The sequence below is a fragment of the Nocardia sp. X0981 genome, from assembly GCF_977089955.1.
This window is the reverse complement of sequence record NZ_OZ372435.1, coordinates 1919243-1938208: the sequence shown is the minus strand read 5'-3', so window position 1 is coordinate 1938208 and position 18966 is coordinate 1919243. Positions and strand designations below refer to the sequence as shown.

Genomic DNA, 18966 nt, shown 5'->3' with positions numbered 1-18966 from the left:
GAGAGGAGCGACCGCCGATGCGGGTTGGGGACGCCGGTCGGGTACTGGCCGTCTGCGCGGTACACGCCGAACTACCGGTGCCGGGCCGTGTAGGGCGCACCGCCATCGACAAACGCCCGGTACCCGGGCGGGTGCGGGTCGGACGGCTCGGCCTGCACGGCGATCATGTGTGCAATACCCGCGACCACGGCGGCGTGCACCAGGCCGTCTACGGCTACGCCGAGGAAGATGCCACGAGCTGGTCCGCCGAACTCGGCCGGGAGCTACCGGCCGGCTGGTTCGGCGAGAACCTGAGGATCACCGGGCTGCCGCTCAGCGATGCCGTGCTCGGTGCCCGGTGCACCGTCGGCGAGGCTCTCCTCGAGGTGAGTGCGCCCCGCGTCCCGTGCGCCACCTTCGGGCACTGGTCGGGTGAATCCCGGTGGGTCCGCCGGTTCGCGCTCCGGGCGGACACCGGCTGCTACTTCCGGGTGCTGACCGAAGGCGATGTGGGTGCCGGTGACCGGGTCGAGGTAGTGCACGTACCCGAGCACGGCATCACCGTCCGTGATGTTTTCACCGGCGCCGATCCCGGACGACTCGAACATCTGCTCACCGCCGAGCCCACCATCTCCGACGATATCCGGGCGCAGATCACCCGCCACGCGCAACGGCGCGAATCCGTTCCCGCCGCCGTGAACGGGCCGGTTTCCGAAACGGAGGGAATCGGATGAGTGTCGACCTGGTGGAAGTGGTGCGCTCCGGTTTCCGGGAATGTGTGCACCGGGGGTCGGTGGTGATCACCGGGCCGGATGGCGAGGCCACTTTCGAAGCGGGTTCGGTGCACGTACCGATCTACCCGCGCTCCACCAACAAACCCATGCAGGCACTCACCCTGCTGAAACTCGGATTCGACCCGGTCGACGACGCCGAACTGGCCATCGCCACCGCCTCGCATACCGGTGAACCCGAGCACATCGACCTGGTCGAACGCCTACTGCACCGGTTCGGTTTCGGTGAGGACGACCTGGCCTGCCCGCCCGATCTGCCCTGGGACGAGCAGACCCGGGCGGGTGTACTGCACCGGGGCGAGAAACCCGCGAAACGGTATATGAACTGCTCCGGCAAACACGCCGCGATGCTGGCCACCTGCAAGGTGAACGGCTGGCCGACCGAGGGCTACACCGATACCACCCACCCTCTCCAGCAGGCCGTACTGGCCCAGGTGATGGACCTGACCGGAGAACCGGAGACGGATCTCGGTATCGACGGGTGCGGGCTGCCCATCGTGCCGGTATCGCTCATCAACCTGGCGCGGGCCTTCGCCGCCCTGGCCGGCGCCGCCGAAGGCACCCCCGAACATCGCGTCGCCGCGGCGCTGCGCGCCCACCCCCGGGTGATTTCCGGCACCAATGGGCCGGATCTGCTGACCATGCGCGCGGTGCCGGAATTGATCTGCAAGATCGGTGCCGACGGTGTGCACGCGGGCGCGCTGCCGGATGGCAGAGCCTTCGCCTACAAGATCGACGATGGTGCCGACCGCGCCCGTCTCCCGCTGACCATGGCAGTTCTGCAGCGTATGGGAGTCGCGTGGTCGGACGAGTTGGCGGCGCTGGCCGCGCCTCCGGTACTCGGCGGTGGGGCACGAGTGGGTGTGATTCGCGCCATACCCGGATCGGTCTCGTCTAGCAGCTGAGCGGCGAAACACCGGCAAACCGGTCGGCCGATCCGGCCGATAGACGCCTCGTGGAAGCGCAACCGCCGGACACGCGCTAAAGTGTCTGTCAGGAAGATATTAATTCGAACGGGGCCGCCACCAATCCCCAGGCCGCCCCGCTGTGACGCGAGGGGGTCAGCCATGGGCCGTGGCCGGGCTAAGGCAAAGCAGACCAAGGTCGCTCGTGAGCTGAAGTACAGCTCGCCGACGACTGACTTCGCGAGCCTTCAGCGCGAGCTTTCCGGTAGCGCCAACTCCCGGCGGAGTGGCGTCCTGTCGGATGAGCACGACGCGGACGACTCCTTGTCCAAATGGGACGAGGACGACTACGACGACTGGCGCCGCTGATCAGGTGACGAACGCTCGGGGGAGGCCCAACGGCCTCCCCTTTGGTCGTTGACGCCGGTTCGCGCCGTTTCCCGCCGGGGTTGCCAGCGGTGAACGACGCGAACCGGCGGATCGACCCGAGCGCACCTCCAGCGTCGGTTCCGGCAAACGCCCGAGCGGCGACCATCACGGTCACGTCTCGAGTGCCGGTCCGGGCTTTGCGCCCGGAAAATCGTCGATCCGCAGGCGCGGAAGCTCGCGAGTGAGGAATACACGCCGCGATCTCCGGGCGCACCGGTATTTCCCTACCGGGCGCCCGGTTCCGGCTCGCCGGGTGCTCCCGTTACGGTGAGCACCCGTCCGGACGGCGCGGTTCAGAACCGCGGGTGATCACCCAGCAGAACGGCACGCGGGGCGTCCACGTCCTTCGCCTTCTTCAGGCTCCCCAGCGTCCAGCACTCGATATGGCGTGCGGTGAGCACCGCCAGAGCGCGGTCGACATCCTCCGGGGCGACCACGGCGACCATACCGACGCCCATATTGAACGTCTTCTCCATCTCGGCCCGCTCCACCCGGCCGCGCTGAGCGATCATCTTGAACACCGGCGCCGGATTCCAGGTGCCGCGGTCCAATTCGGCCACCAGACCGGCCGGCAGCACCCGCGCCAGATTCGCGGCCAGCCCCCCGCCGGTGATATGCGCGAAAGTACGCACATCGGTTTCGGCGATCAACGCCAGACAATCCTTGGCATAGATCCGGGTGGGCTCCAGCAACTCCTCGCCGAGGGTGCGGCCGAACTCCTCCACATGCCCGGTCAGGGACATCCGATCGATCTCCAGCAGCACCTTACGAGCCAGGCTGTAACCATTGGAGTGCAGTCCGGACGAACCCATGGCGATGACCACGTCACCGGGACGTACACGATCGGGACCGAGCAGTTCGTCGGCCTCGACCACGCCGACGCCGGTGGCCGACAGATCGTAGTCCTGCGCGCCCATCAGGCCCGGATGTTCGGCCGTCTCACCACCCAACAGCGCGCAACCGGCACGCACACACCCCTCGGCGATCCCCGACACCAATTCGGCGACCCGCTCCGGAACAACCTTGCCGACCGCGATGTAATCCTGCAGGAACAGCGGCTCGGCGCCACACACCACCAGATCGTCGACCACCATGGCCACAAGATCCAAGCCCACGGTGTCGTGCTTGTCCAAAGCCTGCGCCACCGCGATCTTGGTTCCCACGCCGTCGGTGGAGGAAGCCAGTAGTGGCTCCCGATAGTTCTTCTTCAGCGCGAACAATCCGGCGAAGCCACCGAGCCCACCCTGGACCTCGGGACGAGTGGCCTTGCGCGCGAGTGGGGCGAACATCTCGACGGCCCGGTCACCGGCCTCGATATCCACGCCGGCTGCGGCATAGGAGGCACCGGCACCGGTGGCGTTCTGCTCAGTCATTGTCGGGGAAAGCTCCAAACCGAATCCGCGGATAAAAAACTGCCTGTTCAGAGTTTATGGCCCCACCTCCGGCGGGGCAGGGTTCGGGGGGTTGTGTTCCTCGGCGGCGCCTCGGCGCCGCGGGGTCGAGCCCCTTCGGCGTCGCCTTTCAACCCTCGGGACCCGCGGCTGCGCCGCATACGCTTCGAGCCGTCTCGGGTCCGAAGCGACCGAGCGAAGGAGCGCAGCGACCGAGCGGCGGAACGAAGACCCGAGACGCAAGGGGCCCCGAACCCGCCGCGCCGGAGGCGGGGCAAATGAACACGGCTCCGAACCCGCGCGCCAGCGCACAAATAGTTACGGTCGGCTCAGGGCGCTGGCGTTCGCGTTGTCGGTCATCATGCGGGCGGGGGAGAAATCTTCCAGCAGGTTCTTCCCGACCGTTGCCTCCGCGGGCAGGGGGATCGGGTAGTTGCCGTCGAAGCACGCACAGCACAACCGGGTGCGGGGTTGTTCGGTGGCGGCGACCATACCGTCGAGCGAGATGTAGCCGAGGGTGTCGGCGCCGATGGAACGGCGTACGCCCTCCACCATCTCGCGGACGGCCGCCGGATCGGCGGAGGCGCCCGCGGGGCCGTCGGGGTCGGTACCGGCGTTGTTGGCGACGAGTTCCGCGCGTGAGGCGAAATCGATTCCGTAGAAGCACGGCCATTTGACCGGCGGCGAAGCGATGCGCACATGGATTTCCAGCGCACCGGCCTCGCGCAGCATCCGGATGAGCGCGCGCTGAGTATTGCCCCGGACGATCGAATCGTCGACAACGATGAGCCGTTTCCCGCGGATCACCTCACGCAAGGGGTTGAGCTTCAATCGGATGCCCAGTTGGCGGATGGTCTGGCTGGGCTGAATGAAGGTACGGCCGACATAGGCGTTCTTCATCAGGCCTTGTCCGTAGGGCACCCCGGACCCCTGCGCGTAACCCACCGCGGCCGGAGTGCCGGATTCGGGGACGGGAATGACCAGATCGGCGCCCACGGGATGTTCGGCGGCGAGGCGGCGGCCGATCTCGACACGAGTGGCGTGCACCGAACGTCCGGATATGGTGCTGTCCGGACGGGCCAGATACACGTACTCGAAAACACAGCCCTTGGGTTCGGGGTTGGCGAAGCGCAGCGAGCGGACGCCGTCGGCGTCGATGGCGAGCAGTTCGCCCGGCTCGATCTCCCGGACGAACGAGGCGCCCACGATATCGAGAGCGGCGGTTTCGCTGGCAACCACCCATCCGCGCTCCAGCCGGCCCAGGACGAGCGGCCGCACCCCGTGCGGATCGCGGGCGGCGTACAGAGTGTGCTCGTCCATGAAGGTGAGACAGAAGGCGCCGCGCACGGTGGGCAGCAACGCCATGGCGGCCTGTTCGATGCTCGTATCGGCGGCGGCGTGCGCGAGCAGCGCCGTCATCACATCGGAGTCCGAGGTCGCCGACACCGTGCCGGGGCGGCCGGGGCCGCCGACGAGCCCGAGTTCGCGCGCCCGGTCCGCCAGTTCGGCGGTGTTGACCAGGTTGCCGTTGTGACCGAGCGCGAGGCCCGAACCGACCGCGGTGGTGCGGAAGATCGGCTGAGCGTTCTCCCAGGTCGTGGCGCCGGTGGTGGAGTACCGGCAGTGCCCGATCGCGACATGTCCGGGCATGGCGCCCAGAGTTTGCTCATCGAATACCTGGCTCACCAGGCCGAGATCCTTGAAGACCAATACCTGCGAGCCGTCGGAAACCGCGATCCCCGCGGCTTCCTGACCACGGTGTTGCAGCGCATAGAGGCCGTAATAGGTGAGTTTGGCCACGTCCTCCCCAGGCGCCCAGACTCCGAAAACTCCGCACTCCTCGCGGGGCGGGTTCTCCGTTTCGTCGGTTGCGGTGGGATTGCTGACAGCCGGGTGGTCGGCGTGGGTCACCGTCTGCTCCCTGGTAGGGCGGGTGTGGGGGCACTCGACATTCTACGGGTGGGCCCGGTCTCCGCGTCGGCGGATCAGCAGCCGGTGGGCAAGCGGAATCGAGCGGGACATCGGCCGGGAAAAGCGGGCCTCCGGCGCGCCGTCGCCGCGCCGTTCAGCAAATCGGCACGCTCAGTTAACGTGCCTTTCACCTGGGGAAATAGCGTACCGATGGGCGCCGGAGGCAGATATGAGCCCAGCACGGCGCCCGGCTCGGAGCCCGGTTCCGGCATCCATGCCATAAACCGGGCGCGATGCGAGTGCAACGTGGGCGATCTCACCCGATCCGGCACCCGGCACGCCATCACCGGCCGATGCTCACCGGGCGCGGGCGGGCGGGCGATACCCGTCCACCTCGGCACCGAACTCCTCGGCCGCCGGCGCGATCCCGGCCGGAGTGAGCCGGGCCGTGACGACGAACGGCCGGCCCGCGGTGACGCGCCGGTTCCACGGCGGCGAGAACTCCAGATCCAATCCGATCCCCAATTCGACTTCGCTGCCGTCGCGGGTCGCGGTGAAGCTCAGATGGGGTTCGGTGAAGTCCAGCCGGGCGGAGCCGCGTACCGTCTCGCTCGGCGGCTCCGCTTCGGCCGCGATACGGCGTAGCCAGTCGGCCAGTTCCATCGCGTCGTCGAGGGTCAACGCCTGCCAGCGGAAGGTCCAGGCTCCTTCGGGGCAGTTCGCGGTGCCCGCGATCACCAGCCAGCTGTAGCGGATTCGCGGATCGATGTGGTCCGGAAACCGGTATCCGGCAATGGAGAGCTCCACACCGTATCCGTCGCTGTCGATCAACCTCACGGGCGAAGTGTGTCACTCTCGGGACAGCCGCGCCCAGTTCTCCCCCGGTTGTTTCCGATTTCCGCGCGCGAGAGCCACCCGCGACAGCAGCGCCCCGCCCGCGTTGACGGCCCAGTGCAGCAGCGCGGGCGCGGTGGCGCTGTCGGTATGACGGCGCAGTGTTCCGAAGAGCAGACCGGCGGCGCCGGTGAAAACGAGTGTGCCGAATACGGTGTCGCCGGCCGCGCGGGCCGGGTGGATATGCCAGAGGCCGAAGGCCGCGGCTCCCGCGAACGCACCGGCCCGGGGGCCGAATTCCCGGTCCAGCAGCGGGTCCAGGGTGGCGCGGAAGATCAGTTCCTCGGAGTAGACGGTGCCGACGGGGATATGTACGGCGATCCATTCCGCCGTACGCACGTCCGCCGCGCGGTCCCGGGAGCCCGCGAACACCCGGCGCACCGCCGGAGTGAACAGCACCGCCGCATATCCGGCCGTTACGATCCCGGCACAGCCGAGGCCGTAACGGAGGCCGCGCCCGGAGCCCCAGTTCGGCCGGCCGCCGAAGACCAGGGCGTAGCCGCCGGCGGCGAGCGCATTGGCCGCGGTGCGGCCGCGGTGGCCGAGCGACAGCCGCGGCAGCAGTACGTTGTTCCACAGCAGCGGCGCTCCCACCGCCACGATCACCCGCGCTCTCATTTCACCTGCCGCTCATACGCTTCGTACGCCTCGATCTCCAACCTGACCTGTTCGGCCAGTTCGGGATTCCACCCCGGGGGGCGGGTGACCGCGGCCCAGCCGTCCATGACCAGGCTGCCGTAGCGGTGGCCGTGGCCGTCCCGCACGCCCTGGGCATTCGTGAGGTCGGCGGTGACCTGCCAGAAGGTGACCAGCGGCGCCCAGCGCATCCGGGGCGAGACATCCGCGCCGCGTGGTTCGTCCAGCCAATCCGGTTTCGAGAACACGAGATCCGGAGACCACCAGACGATCGGATCGGACGCGTGCTGCAGGTAGGCGATCCGCGGCGCACGCCATTCGGGTCCGGGCCGGGCGAGATCCTCCGCGGTCGCGGCGAAACGGACCACCAGACCGTCCGCGTAGACCGGTTTCGTCTCCGGCGATCCCGGATCCCGCCTGCTGACGAACTGCTTCCACAGCCGATTGGAATCGGGTGGACCCACCCACAGGGCACCGTCCACCTTAGCCCGCAGATCGGCGAGGCCGTCGAAGGCGGCTTCCGACCCCTGGGATCCGAGACTTTCCCCGTACACCAGCAGTTTCGGCCGTTCGCCGGCAGGCCGGGTGCGGACTCGCGCGTAGACGGCGTCGAACAGTTCCCGTCCCGCGGACGCCGCTTTGCCGCGGTCGGCCAGGAAGGACAGCGCGCTGGGGAGATACGAGTACTGGGTGGCCACGATGGCCGAATCACCGCCGTACATGTACTCGATCGCGTTGGCGGCCATGGAATTCACCCAGCCGGTGCCGGTGGTGGTGACCACGACCAGTACCGCGCGCTCGAAAGCACCGGTGCGCTCGAGTTCCGCCACCGCGAGTTCCGCCTGGGTGAGATGGCTTTTCCGGACCGATTCGAGGCCGACGTAGGCCCGGATCGGTTCCCGCGCGGGCCGGCCGGTGACCCAGGAGATGCGTTCGGCACCGGGCCCGTGCGATACGAACCAGCGACCCTCGAAACCCAGGGTGTCCCAGGCCGCCAGGGAGTCCGGGCTGCCCGACCGTTCGGGGAGTTCGGGGCGTACGGCGTAGGGGGAGGTGTGATCGTTGCGCACACTGAACGCCGAATTCGCCGCGGCGAAGAAAGCGCGGAGCGCGACCCCGTTGAACAGGGTCACCACCAGCAGCACCAGAACCAGGACACCCGCGGCGGGGGCCAGTTCGCGCGGTACCCGCACCCACCGGTTGAGCTGGCGGGCCAAGACGAGGACGAGTTCGCGGACGGTGCGGTAGCAGGCGACCACCAGCACACCGACCATGAGGCTCAGTCCGCCGGTGCGCAGATAGGCGGGAGTGGTGGTGCCTTCCATCCCCATCAGCGCGGTGATCTCGCGCTGCCAGTGTGCGGACTGCACGAGCATGTATCCGGCACTCGACGCCGCGGTGAGCAGGACCGCGGATTTCAGCGCGTAGCGGGCCCAGATGGGCGGGGCGGGAATCCGGGTGAGCCGGGGCCGGACCCACAACCGGAACAGCCATTCCAGGAGACAACCGACCCCGTACCCGATCGCCGCGTTGATACCACTGATCAGCCCCTGGAACATCCAGTCGCGTGGCAGGAGCGAAGGCGATACCGAGATGGCGAAGAACACCGTCGCCACCACCAGACCCACATAGTTCAGATCGATGACGCGCTCGGTCCGGTGGATCACCGCAACGCAGCGCAACCGCAATCTGGTCACGGTGTCGGCGGTTTCCAGCACCTCTCCAGTATGGCGGGCAGGACCGGCGCCGGAGGGTGGCCCGGGTCACCTCCGGCGCGGCCCGGCACCGGAATCAGGCGTGAGTGCCGAAAATAGCCGGCAGGGTGCCCTCGTGTGTGGCGCGTACCTCGGCCATCGTGACCGAGAACTGCCCCTGCACCTCGATCGAATCCGAGCCCTGGTCCACCACGCCGATCCGGACCCAGGGCAGCTCCCGGGCCGTGCACATGCGGGTGAACCGGGTTTCCTCCGAACGCGGAACCGCGACCAGCACCCGGCCCGCCGATTCGGAGAACAGGGTGACGAACGGGTCGGCGTCCTCGGGCAGCAGGATTCGGCAACCGGTTTCCCCGGCGAGGGCGGCTTCCACCACCGCCTGGGCCAGACCCCCTTCGGAGAGGTCGTGTGCGGCGCTGATCATGCCGTCGCGGGAACCGGCGGTGAGCACCTCGGCCAGCAATTTTTCGCGGGCGAAGTCGACCTGCGGCGGCAGCCCGCCCAGATGACCGTGCGCGACCTGCGCCCATACCGAACCACCGAACTCGTCGCGGGTCTCACCCAGCAGGATGAGCGTCTCGCCCGGTTCCAGGCCCAGCCCGGTGGGGATACGACGGTGGACGTCGTCGATCACGCCGAGCACCCCGACCACCGGAGTGGGCAGGATGGCGTTCTCTCCGGTCTGGTTGTAGAAGCTGACATTACCGCCGGTGACCGGGATCCCGAGCTCCACACAGCCGTCGGCGAGGCCACGCACGGCCTGCTGGAACTGCCACATCACCGCGGGGTCCTCCGGGGACCCGAAGTTCAGGCAGTTGGTGACGGCCTTGGGGGTGGCCCCCGTACTGGCGACGTTCCGGTACGCCTCGGCCAGGGCGAGGCGGGCACCGGTATACGGGTCGAGTTTGGTGTAGTGGCCGGAGGCGTCGGTGGCCAGTGCGATACCCCGCCCGGTCTCCTCGTCCACCCGGATCATGCCCGCGTCGGCGTATTCGGCGAGAACGGTGTTGCCGCGCACGTAGCGGTCGTACTGTTCGGTGATCCACTTGCGGCTGCACAGCTGCGGGCTGGCCACCATCTTCAGCAGGGTGTCGCGCAGTTCCTCGGCGGTCTTCGGCCGGGGCAGGGTATCGGGGGTGGCGGCGTTGAGGGCGTCCTGGTCGGCGGGACGCCGAACCGGGCGCTCGTACACCGGACCCTCATGGGCCACCGTGCGCGGCGGCACATCCACCACTGTTTCACCGTGCCAGGTGACCTCCAGCCGGTCACCGTCGGTGACCTCGCCGATCACGGTGGCCAGCACATCCCATTTCCGGCAGACCGCCAGGAAAGCGTCCACGTTCTCCGGGGTGACCACCGCGCACATCCGCTCCTGCGATTCACTCGACAGGATCTCGGCGGGGGTCATATCGGCCGCGCGCAGCGGGACCCGGTCCAATTCGATGCGCATACCGCCGTCACCGGCCGCGGCCAGTTCGGAGGTGGCGCAGGACAGTCCCGCGCCGCCCAGGTCCTGGATACCCACCACCAGGCCGGCGTGGTACAGCTCCAGGCAGCATTCGATGAGGACCTTCTCGGTGAACGGGTCACCGACCTGCACACTGGGCAGTTTCTTGCGTCCGGACCCGGACTCGTCGCCGGAGAAGGTGTCCGAGGCGAGCACCGAAACGCCGCCGATCCCGTCGAGGCCGGTACGCGCACCGAACAGGATGATCTTGTTACCTGCGCCGGAGGCGAAGGCGAGATGCAGATCCTCCACGCGCATGACACCCGCGCACAGCGCGTTGACCAGAGGATTGCCCTGGTAGGACGGATCGAAGACGGTTTCGCCGCCGATATTGGGCAGCCCGAGGGAATTGCCGTAACCGCCGATGCCGCGCACCACCCCGTCGAGCACCCGGCGGGTGTCGGGGGCATCCGCGGCTCCGAAACGTAGCTGATCCATCACCGCGATGGGACGCGCGCCCATGGCCATGATGTCGCGGACGATCCCGCCCACACCGGTCGCGGCGCCCTGGTACGGCTCCACGTACGAGGGATGGTTGTGACTTTCCACCTTGAAGGTGACCGCCCAGCCGTCGCCGATATCGACGACACCGGCGTTCTCGCCGATACCGGCGAGCATCGACGCCCGCATCTCGTCGGTGGTGGTCTCCCCGAAGTAGCGCAGATGCACCTTCGAAGACTTGTAGGAACAGTGCTCGCTCCACATCACCGAATACATGGCGAGCTCGGCATCGGTGGGCCGGCGCCCCAGAATGTCCCGGATCCGGGCGTATTCGTCGTCCTTGAGGCCGAGCTCGGCGTACGGCTGCGGCGTATCCGGAGTGGCGGCGGCGGTGGCGACCGTATCGACCTGCTCAGTCACGGGATTACCAGAATCCTTTCGTAGGTTGGCGCGCCGGCGCGCGCGGGCTCCGGTCTCCTCCTCGCGCATCCGCACACTCCACGACGTGCGCGTTCGGTACGAATACGCTGCGGGATAGCGGAACACGAGGTCGGGCCGGAACCGGGGCCTCGACGGCGGGGCCCCGACAGGATTGATCCAGCACGAATCTTACGTTCACCTGCGCGCGGCGCGACCCCGGCCCCGCGGCGGATACCACCGTCCGGGGGGCCGGACTCAGCTCTCCGGGGTGAGGAACGCCGCCAGAGCCGCCGCGTAGGCGGTGATATCGGCGGCACCCATCAGCTCACGGGCGGAATGCATGGCCAGCTGGGGGGCGCCGACATCGACCGTCGGCATACCAGTCCGGGCCGCCGTCATCGGTCCGATGGTCGAACCACAGGGCAGATCGGCGCGGTGCACGTAGCGCTGCAGCGGAACCCCGGCGCGGGCACAGGCCAGCGCGAACGCCCCCGCACCGGCCGCGTCCGTGGCATAGCGCAGATTCTGGTTGACCTTCAGCACCGGGCCACCGTTGATCTCGATCCCATGGGAGGGTTCGTGGCGCTCCGGATAGTTCGGATGAGTGGCGTGGGCCATATCACCGGACGCGCACACCGAACCCGCGACAGCGGCCAGGAACTCGGCCCGGCCCCCACCCCGGGCCAGCACGATCCGTTCCAGCACCGTGGGCAGCAACTCGGATTGGGCACCCCGATCGGACTGACTGCCCACCTCCTCGTGATCGAAGACCGCCAGCACCGGTACGGCCGCGCCCGGCTCCGCCACCGCGGCCCGGAAGGCGCACAAGCCCGCGTAGCAGGTGGCCTGGTTGTCCAGCCGCGGCGCGCTGATCAAATCCGCCGCGGCGCCGACCACCCGGCTCGGTGCCAGATCGTGGGTCATCAGCTCCCAGCCGAGTACCGCCGCCGGATCCACCCCCGCGGATTCGGCCACATGATCCAGGAACGACGCGGGCTCGTGCCCCACTCCCCAGATCGCGTTCACATGGCGCTGCGGGTCCAGGGTCACCCCGCGCCGATCCTCCGAAAGATGGATGGCCAGCTGCGGAACCCGCAGGATCGGCTCGTCGATCCGCACCAGCCGCTCGACCAGCCCGGAACCCTCCCGCACGCTCAAACGCCCGGAAATACCCAGCTCCCGATCCAGCCACGAGTTCAGCCAGGCACCCCCGTACGGTTCCAGCCGCACCAGCCGCCAGCCCGCCACCACCAGATCGGGATGTTGCTTCACCCGCAGATTCGGGCTGTCGGTATGTGCCCCCATCACCCGGAACGGCCCGGTCCGCGTGGGATCGGCCCAGGCCACCAGCGACCCGCCGCGCACCACGTAGTACCGCCCACCGGCCGTCGGCCACTGCTGGGTCTCGTCGAGCCGGACGAAGCCGTCCGCCTCCAGCTCCTCGGCAATGGTCCGACAGACGTGGAACGGAGAAGGAGACGCGTCGATGAAGCCGCACAGTCCGGCGGCGGAAGCGGAAACCGGCATGTTACGAGGCCACCAGGGCATCCAGCACCGACAGGAACAGCCCCAGCCCGTCATCACTGGGTCCCGTGAGCGCTTCGGTCGCGTGCTCCGGGTGCGGCATCAACCCCACGACCCGTTTGTTCGCCGAGGCGATACCCGCGATGGAGCGCTGTGACCCGTTGGGGTTGTCACCCGCGTAACGGAACACCACCCGGCCCTCGCCCTCGAGTTCGTCGAGGACCGAGCGGGAGGCCTGATACCGGCCCTCCCCCGACTTCAGCGGCACCAGGATCTGCGCACCGGGCTCGTAGCGGGAGGTCCACGCGGTGTCGGTGGCTTCGACCCGCAACCATTGGTCACGGCAGATGAAGTGCAGTCCTTCGTTGCGGGTGAGCGCGCCGGGCAGCAGTCCGGCCTCGCACAGCACCTGGAAACCGTTGCAGATGCCGAGTACCGGCATCCCCTTGCCGGCTGCTTCGATCACGGTGCCCATGACCGGGGCGAAGCGGGCGATCGCGCCGGCGCGCAGGTAGTCGCCGTAGGAGAATCCGCCGGGTACCACGACGGCGTCCACACCTTTGAGGTCGGCGTCGCCGTGCCAGAGATTCACCGCCTCGGCGCCGGCCAGGCGGGCGGCGCGGACCGCGTCCACATCGTCGAGAGTGCCGGGAAAGGTGATGACTCCGATCCGGGCGGTCATGAGACGCGCACCACCTTCCACTCCTCGATCACGGTGTTGGCCAGCAGCGATTCGGCGATCGAGGCGAGCTGGTCGTCGCTGACGTCGTCACCGACCTCGAGTTCGAATCGTTTGCCCTGCCGGACGTCGGTGACGCCCTGGAAGCCCAGGCGCGGTAGCGCGCCGACTATGGCCTGCCCCTGCGGATCCAGGATTTCGGCCTTCGGCATCACCTCGACCACGACACGTGCCACGGGTTGCTCCTCACGAAATGGGTGAGCCGCGCCCGGCGCCGACGCCGGAACGCTGATGGGGATTTACTTGACCAGCCTAATTGCCGGGTGGGTGTTCGGTCACGGCGGGTGAGGCCGATACGAGGCGGCCGGTACTAGCCTGGCCTACATGCATGTAGCCCACTTCGGTCATTCCTGCGTACTCGTAGAGCTGCACGGAACGAAGGTCCTCTTCGATCCCGGGGCGTTCTCGCACGGTTTCGAAGGTCTCACCGGGCTGGACGCGATCGCGGTCACCCACCAGCACGCCGACCATATCGACCCGAAGCGGATCGATGCGCTGGTCGAGGCCAATCCGGGTGCCCGCCTGCTCTCCGATCCGCAGACCGCGCAGTTGCAGGGCGGATCCTGGGAGGCCGTCCACGCGGGCAATATCGTCGAGCTCGGTGGTCTGCGGATCACCGGCGGCGGCGGCCGGCACGCGGTGATCCATCCCGACCTCCCGGTGATCGACAACACGGTGTTCCAGCTCGGCACCGCGGAGCACCCGACCCAGTTCGTGCATCCGGGCGATTCGCTCTGGGTCCCGTCCACCCCGGTCGATGTGCTCGCCGTACCGGCGGCCGCCCCCTGGATGAAGATCAGTGAATCGGTCGACTACCTGCGTTCGGTGGCGCCGCGGCTGGCCTTTCCGATCCATTACGGGATCATCGCCGAACAGGCATGGGGGGTGTATTTCAGCCGTCTGGACGAAATGCGCAAGGCGGAAACGGAGTTCAAGACGCTGCGGCCGGAGGAACACACCGAGTTGTGAGCCGGGACCGCCGCTGCGCCGGGTCCGGCCGGGCATTCCCCCGCGGGGCGGCCCGCGGAGACTACGCGGCGCGGACCGAGCTCCCCGCCTCCCAGCGGTACACCTCGCTGTGTGCCCCGTGATAGAGCGCGAGGTCGACGGCGTCCAGCATCGCCTGACGCGGCCCGGACCGGCCGAGCTGGGCGGCGGAAACCGCCAGCCGCAGCACCCCACCGCGACGTGCCGTGCGGGCGGCACCCAGCACGAGCGCCCGGCACCACCAGGGTTCGGCACGGAAGCCCGCACCCATACCGAGGACCCGGGCCTTGCGGATGCTGTCGCGCTCCAGATCGTGGATACCGGTCGAACCGAGGGACAGCCGGAATCCGAGTTCGGGTAGCGCCGCGATCGCCCCCGCCGAGGCGTCCCAGCGCGGGGCCGCGAACAACCGGGTCCGCAGGCCCACCTGCTCCATCGCCCGGTCCGCGGCCGTGAGCCGCAGCAGGGCCTCGTGCCGGGGCAGGGTGGCGAACTCCGCGCGGCGCCGTTCGGTGGCGGCCTGGTCGTAACCGTGGAGCACGATGGCATCGCCCCCGCTCCGGCGCCCGCGCAGCCAGTTCTGCGTGGTGGGGTCCTCGGCCAGGCGGTACCGGCCTTTCAGCCGCGGAGCCACCAGCAGCGACAACCGCACCCCACGCCGATCCATCTCCTCGGCGAAACCGATCGCCGCGTCCCGGGTGGTGTCCCGGACCCCGGAAACCGATACGAGCAGTTCAGCGTTCATATACCCACAGTGGCAGGCACAGATGTCCACCGTGTGCAGTCACGATGACCTGTGCGTGCAGTGCTGGTGACCGGACCGTGGAGTGGATCTTTCCCGGTGGGAAACTTCCGCACACGGTCCGGTGGCCGTCGGTCCGGCTACCGGTCTCCGGCGCCCACGGTGTCGAGTACCCAGGCGTACTCGAACGCGACTTCCCGCCATTTCTCGTAGCGTCCGCTGACCCCGCCGTGCCCGGCGCTCATCTCGGTTTTGAGCAGCACCGGCGAATCACCGGTTTTGGTGGCGCGCAGTTTCGCGACCCATTTGGCGGGCTCCACGTACAGCACGCGAGTGTCGTTGATACTGGTGATGGCGAGGATGGCCGGATAGTCCTGGGCGGTGACGTTCTCATAGGGAGAATACGACTTCATATAGTCGTAGACTTCCTTGTCCGCCAGAGGGTTTCCCCACTCGTCCCATTCGATCACGGTCAGCGGCAGCGACGGGTCGAGTATCGAGGTGAGGGGGTCGACGAACGGCACATTGGCCAGGACACCGGCGAAGAGTTCCGGTGCCGTATTGGTCACCGCGCCCATCAGCAGGCCTCCCGCGCTACCACCGTCGGCGACCATCCGATCCGCGGCGGTGACCCCACTGTCGACCAGATGTCGCGCGCAGGAGACGAAGTCGGTGAAGGTGTTCTTCTTGGTGAGTGTCTTGCCGTTCTCGTACCACAGGCGGCCCATTTCACCGCCGCCCCGCACATGCGCGACGGCGAAAACCATTCCCCGGTCGAGCAACGAGAGCCGGGACACCGAGAAACCGGGGTCGATACTCGCCTCGTAGGAGCCGTATCCGTAGAGCAGTAACGGTTTCGGCCCGGGCACCGCGTCGGTTTCACGCCGGGCGACGAGCGAGATCGGAATGCGGGTGCCGTCCTCGGCCACCGCCCAATCCCGGTGCTGCACATAATCGCCGGCGTCGTAGCCGCCGAGCACGGGCTGCTCTTTACGCAGCAGCAGCGCCCCGGTCTCCACCACGTAGTCGAAAACCTGGGTCGGGGTGATGAACGAGGTGAGTCCGATCCGCAGCGTGGGCTGATCCCATTCCGGGCAGGAACCGAGCCCGGCACTGTACAGCTCCAGGTCGAACTCCAGTTCGCGCAGCTCGCCGTAGCCGTCCGGACCGAGCGGCCATACCGCCACTCGCGGCAGCGCCTCGCGCCGGTAACCGAGCACCAGTTGGCCCGCGAACGCGTCGATATCCTCGAGGCGCACATCGTCGCGGTGCCCGATGAGGGTGCGCAGCCGGGACGGATCGTCGGCGGGCGCCTCCGCGAGCACGAAGTTCTCCGCTTTCATCCCGTCCACCACGTCGTTGTGCAGGATCAGGAACCGGTCCTCTCCCGCCACCACGGCGTGCTCCGCCGAGTACTCCACCCCTTCACGGCGCGGCAACAACACCCGGAACTCACCGGTGGGATCGTCCGATTCCAGCACCCAGCCCTCGGTGGTGATCTTGGATCCCACCCAGATCATCAGGTACTTCTCCGACCGGGTGGCACCGACACTCACCCAATACCGCTCGTCCGGCTCGTGGAAGACACGCACATCCTCCTCCCCGGCACCCAGCCGATGCCGCCATACGGTGTCGGGCCGCCAGGATTCGTCGACGGTCTGGTAGAAGACATGGCTGCCGTCCAGCGACCAGGTGGCGCCCGGCGCGGTGCGCGGGATCTCGTCACCCAGCAGTTCACCGGTGCGCAGATCCTTGAACCGCAGGGTGTAGCGCTCGTCGCCGGCCGTGTCCACCGAGAACGCCAGCAGATTTCCGTCGTAACTGATCGAGAAGGCACCCAGGGCGAAGAAATCGTGCCCCTCGGCCAGTTCGTTGCTGTCCAGCAGCACTTCTTCGCCGGGAATCTCGGTGTCGGCCTCCAGCTGCGGCGGGGTCCAGGCGTCGATCCCCACGGCGGCGGTATCGATCGGGCAGCGGCAGTGCACACCGTACTGTTTGCCCTCGTAGCTGCGCGAGTAGTACCAGTGCTCGCCGAGCCTGGTGGGCACCGACAGATCGGTCTCCTGGGTGCGGGATTTGATCTCGTCGAAGATCTTCTCCCGCAGCGGCGCGAGATGGGCGGTCCGCGCCTCGGTATAGGCGTTCTCGGCTTCGAGGTAGGCGATGACCTCCGGGTCGTCCTTGTCGCGCAGCCATTCGTATTCGTCGACGAACCGGTCGCCGTGATGCACCCGCTCCGACGGCACCTTTTTAGCAGTCGGTGCCATCACGGCGGCCCCGTCGCCGGTTATCGGACTACCACTGTCAGCCATGGCCCCCACCGTAGCGGCCCGGCCCTCGCACCCGCGAAGGACCGGACCGTGCGCGCGGCGGCCCTCAGGCGCCGATAGCACCACCGATGGTCGGCCAGGACGCCTGCAGATGGTCGTTCCAATACGGCCAGGAGTGCGTGCCCACGGGGCTGTAGTCGACGTGGACCGGCAGCCCCGCCGCCCGGGCCTGCCGTTCGAAGGCGATCACGCAATTGTCGACCGCGAATTCGATCGGCCCGCCGAGCACGATGTTCTCCGGCAGCTGCGGCTTCAATTCCAGTTCGTGCGGCCCTGGCAGGCCGGTGCCGGTGGACAGGAACAGGGTTTTGCCGCGCAGCCGGTCCAGCATGAGCGCCGGATCGTGCGCCGCCCATTCCGGGCTGCCGCCGGGCCCCCACATATTGTCGGGGTTACCGCCCCGGGTGAGGATCGAGAACTGCACGGCCCCGGTGGCCCTCCCGGTATCCGGGCAGGCGCTGTACCCGGCGACCGCGGTGTACAGCTCCGGATGCCGGGCGGCGAGGATATAGGCGGCGTGCCCGCCCATGGACAGCCCGCCGATGGCGTTCACCCCGTTGCCACCGAACTCGGCGTCGATGATCGGCGGCAGTTCCCGGGTGAGGAAGGTCTCCCATTTGTAGCGGCCGAACACCGGATCGTCGCGCTGCCAGTCGGTGAAGTAGCTGGCCTTGCCCCCGACCGGCAGCACAACGTTCACGTTCTTACCGAGAAAGAAGGCCTCGGCCTCGGTGGCATTGGTCCAGGTGCTCTGCCCGACCCCCGGATCCAGTCCGTCCAGCAGGTAGTAGCTCGGCCGGGAACCTCCCCCCGGCGGATGCAGCACCTGAACCTGGACGGTGCGGCCCATCGCGGGTGAGGCGATGAAAACCGCCGACCGGGTCGGGCCGAGCGCGTCGATACCGACGACCTCGGCGGCCCCGGCCGGTACGGGTCGGAGAACCGGGAGACCGGCGGTCAGGCCGATCACCCCCAGCGCGAGAACAGCCATCCGGAACAACCGCACGTCCGCACCTCCTGGCCCCACCCCGAATCGGCTACCGCCCCACCGCGCCGCCCGGCCCGCGACGACACCAGCGTCAGCATCCTCGTAGCAAACAAGACGACTATAGGCGAGAGACGATCCCCCGGGTCCGGATCGGAGCGATCCGTGATCCATTCGGAGCGTAGGAAACCCGCTGCGTACTAGCCGCGGTCCAGCGCCCCTCGGATGGAGGCGGCGAGATAGTCGAGGTCGGCCCGGGCCGGAGTCCGCGGACGCGCCCGCAACCCGAAGCCGTCACCCGGGGTGCGCGGGATGACGTGCAGATGCACATGGAAGACCTCCTGGCCCGCGGTCACGCCGTCGGCGAGGAAGAAGTTCACCCCGTCGGCGCCCACCTCGCTCCGGCGCAGCGCCGCCGCCAGCCGCTGCCCCACCTGGAACAGCTTCGCCCCGAGCGCCGGATCCAGTTCGGCGAGATCGCGCGCCGGAGTTTTCGGCACCACCAGCAGATGCCCGGGAGTCATCGGCCGGATATCCATGAAGGCGAGAACATCGTCATCCTCGTATACCCGGCTGGACGGGGCACGCCCGGCGATGATGTCGGCGAAAATGGTGTACGGATCCATAGGTGGCAAAATAA

17 protein-coding genes are annotated in these 18966 nt (G+C 68.2%); 4 read left to right on the top strand and 13 right to left on the bottom strand.

Features of this window, described 5'->3' with window-relative positions; all coding sequences use genetic code 11:
- Nucleotides 1-17: 17 nt before the first annotated feature.
- The 3 genes from ACYR7D_RS08640 to ACYR7D_RS08630 all read left to right on the top strand — a co-directional run bounded on the left by ACYR7D_RS08640 (nucleotide 18) and on the right by ACYR7D_RS08630 (nucleotide 2044).
- Entirely contained in the window at nucleotides 18-713 is a 696-nt protein-coding gene (locus ACYR7D_RS08640) for an MOSC domain-containing protein (protein WP_459549086.1), read from the top strand.
- Nucleotides 710-1675 (top strand): asparaginase, encoded by a 966-nt coding sequence (locus ACYR7D_RS08635; RefSeq protein WP_459549085.1) that lies wholly within the window; start codon nucleotides 710-712, stop codon nucleotides 1673-1675. Before ACYR7D_RS08640 ends, ACYR7D_RS08635 begins: the two co-directional genes overlap by 4 nt.
- Nucleotides 1676-1837: 162 nt before the next feature.
- Nucleotides 1838-2044, top strand: a complete 207-nt coding sequence (locus tag ACYR7D_RS08630; protein WP_459549084.1) for a DUF3073 domain-containing protein — start codon at nucleotides 1838-1840, stop codon at nucleotides 2042-2044.
- 353 nt (nucleotides 2045-2397) lie between these two features.
- Here ACYR7D_RS08630 and purM read toward each other — a convergent pair whose 3' ends face one another.
- The 9 genes from purM to purS form a co-directional block, all read right to left on the bottom strand.
- Nucleotides 2398-3477 carry a phosphoribosylformylglycinamidine cyclo-ligase gene (gene purM, locus ACYR7D_RS08625; protein ID WP_459549083.1) on the bottom strand — a complete coding sequence of 360 codons (1080 nt, stop codon included), beginning with the start codon at nucleotides 3475-3477 and terminating at the stop codon, nucleotides 2398-2400.
- Between the two features lie 336 nt (nucleotides 3478-3813).
- The gene (gene purF, locus ACYR7D_RS08620; RefSeq protein WP_459549082.1) at nucleotides 3814-5406 is read right to left on the bottom strand and encodes an amidophosphoribosyltransferase; all 1593 of its coding nucleotides are present in this window, start codon (nucleotides 5404-5406) and stop codon (nucleotides 3814-3816) included.
- 357 nt (nucleotides 5407-5763) lie between these two features.
- Nucleotides 5764-6243 (bottom strand): WapI family immunity protein, encoded by a 480-nt coding sequence (locus ACYR7D_RS08615; RefSeq protein WP_459549081.1) that lies wholly within the window; start codon nucleotides 6241-6243, stop codon nucleotides 5764-5766.
- A gap of 12 nt (nucleotides 6244-6255) precedes the next feature.
- The gene (locus ACYR7D_RS08610; protein ID WP_459549080.1) at nucleotides 6256-6918 is read right to left on the bottom strand and encodes a CPBP family glutamic-type intramembrane protease; all 663 of its coding nucleotides are present in this window, start codon (nucleotides 6916-6918) and stop codon (nucleotides 6256-6258) included.
- On the bottom strand, nucleotides 6915-8654 hold the full coding sequence (locus tag ACYR7D_RS08605; RefSeq protein ID WP_459549079.1) for an alpha/beta hydrolase: 1740 nt from the start codon (nucleotides 8652-8654) through the stop codon (nucleotides 6915-6917). Before ACYR7D_RS08605 ends, ACYR7D_RS08610 begins: the two co-directional genes overlap by 4 nt.
- Nucleotides 8655-8727: 73 nt before the next feature.
- Nucleotides 8728-11019, bottom strand: coding sequence for a phosphoribosylformylglycinamidine synthase subunit PurL (gene purL, locus ACYR7D_RS08600; protein WP_459549078.1), 2292 nt, complete (start codon nucleotides 11017-11019; stop codon nucleotides 8728-8730).
- Nucleotides 11020-11274: 255 nt separating this feature from the next.
- Nucleotides 11275-12546: a M18 family aminopeptidase gene (locus ACYR7D_RS08595; RefSeq protein ID WP_459549077.1), complete on the bottom strand. Its 1272-nt coding sequence runs from the start codon at nucleotides 12544-12546 to the stop codon at nucleotides 11275-11277.
- A 1-nt stretch (nucleotide 12547) separates the two neighbouring features.
- A complete protein-coding gene (gene purQ / locus ACYR7D_RS08590; RefSeq protein ID WP_459549076.1) occupies nucleotides 12548-13225 on the bottom strand; it encodes a phosphoribosylformylglycinamidine synthase subunit PurQ in 678 nt (225 codons plus the stop codon).
- Nucleotides 13222-13458: a phosphoribosylformylglycinamidine synthase subunit PurS gene (gene purS, locus ACYR7D_RS08585; protein ID WP_459549075.1), complete on the bottom strand. Its 237-nt coding sequence runs from the start codon at nucleotides 13456-13458 to the stop codon at nucleotides 13222-13224. Before purS ends, purQ begins: the two co-directional genes overlap by 4 nt.
- A 148-nt stretch (nucleotides 13459-13606) precedes the next feature.
- Here purS and ACYR7D_RS08580 point away from each other — a divergent pair, with 148 nt between their 5' ends.
- Nucleotides 13607-14251, top strand: a complete 645-nt coding sequence (locus tag ACYR7D_RS08580; RefSeq protein WP_459549074.1) for an MBL fold metallo-hydrolase — start codon at nucleotides 13607-13609, stop codon at nucleotides 14249-14251.
- Nucleotides 14252-14312: 61 nt separating this feature from the next.
- Here ACYR7D_RS08580 and ACYR7D_RS08575 read toward each other — a convergent pair whose 3' ends face one another.
- The 4 genes from ACYR7D_RS08575 to ACYR7D_RS08560 form a co-directional block, all read right to left on the bottom strand.
- The gene (locus ACYR7D_RS08575) at nucleotides 14313-15014 is read right to left on the bottom strand and encodes a DUF2334 domain-containing protein (protein WP_459549073.1); all 702 of its coding nucleotides are present in this window, start codon (nucleotides 15012-15014) and stop codon (nucleotides 14313-14315) included.
- 137 nt (nucleotides 15015-15151) lie between these two features.
- Entirely contained in the window at nucleotides 15152-17323 is a 2172-nt protein-coding gene (locus tag ACYR7D_RS08570; protein ID WP_459549072.1) for a S9 family peptidase, read from the bottom strand.
- Between the two features lie 64 nt (nucleotides 17324-17387).
- Nucleotides 17388-18332: an alpha/beta hydrolase gene (locus ACYR7D_RS08565; RefSeq protein ID WP_459550092.1), complete on the bottom strand. Its 945-nt coding sequence runs from the start codon at nucleotides 18330-18332 to the stop codon at nucleotides 17388-17390.
- Between the two features lie 194 nt (nucleotides 18333-18526).
- Entirely contained in the window at nucleotides 18527-18952 is a 426-nt protein-coding gene (locus tag ACYR7D_RS08560; protein ID WP_459549071.1) for an HIT family protein, read from the bottom strand.
- Between the last annotated feature and the right edge of the window lie 14 nt (nucleotides 18953-18966).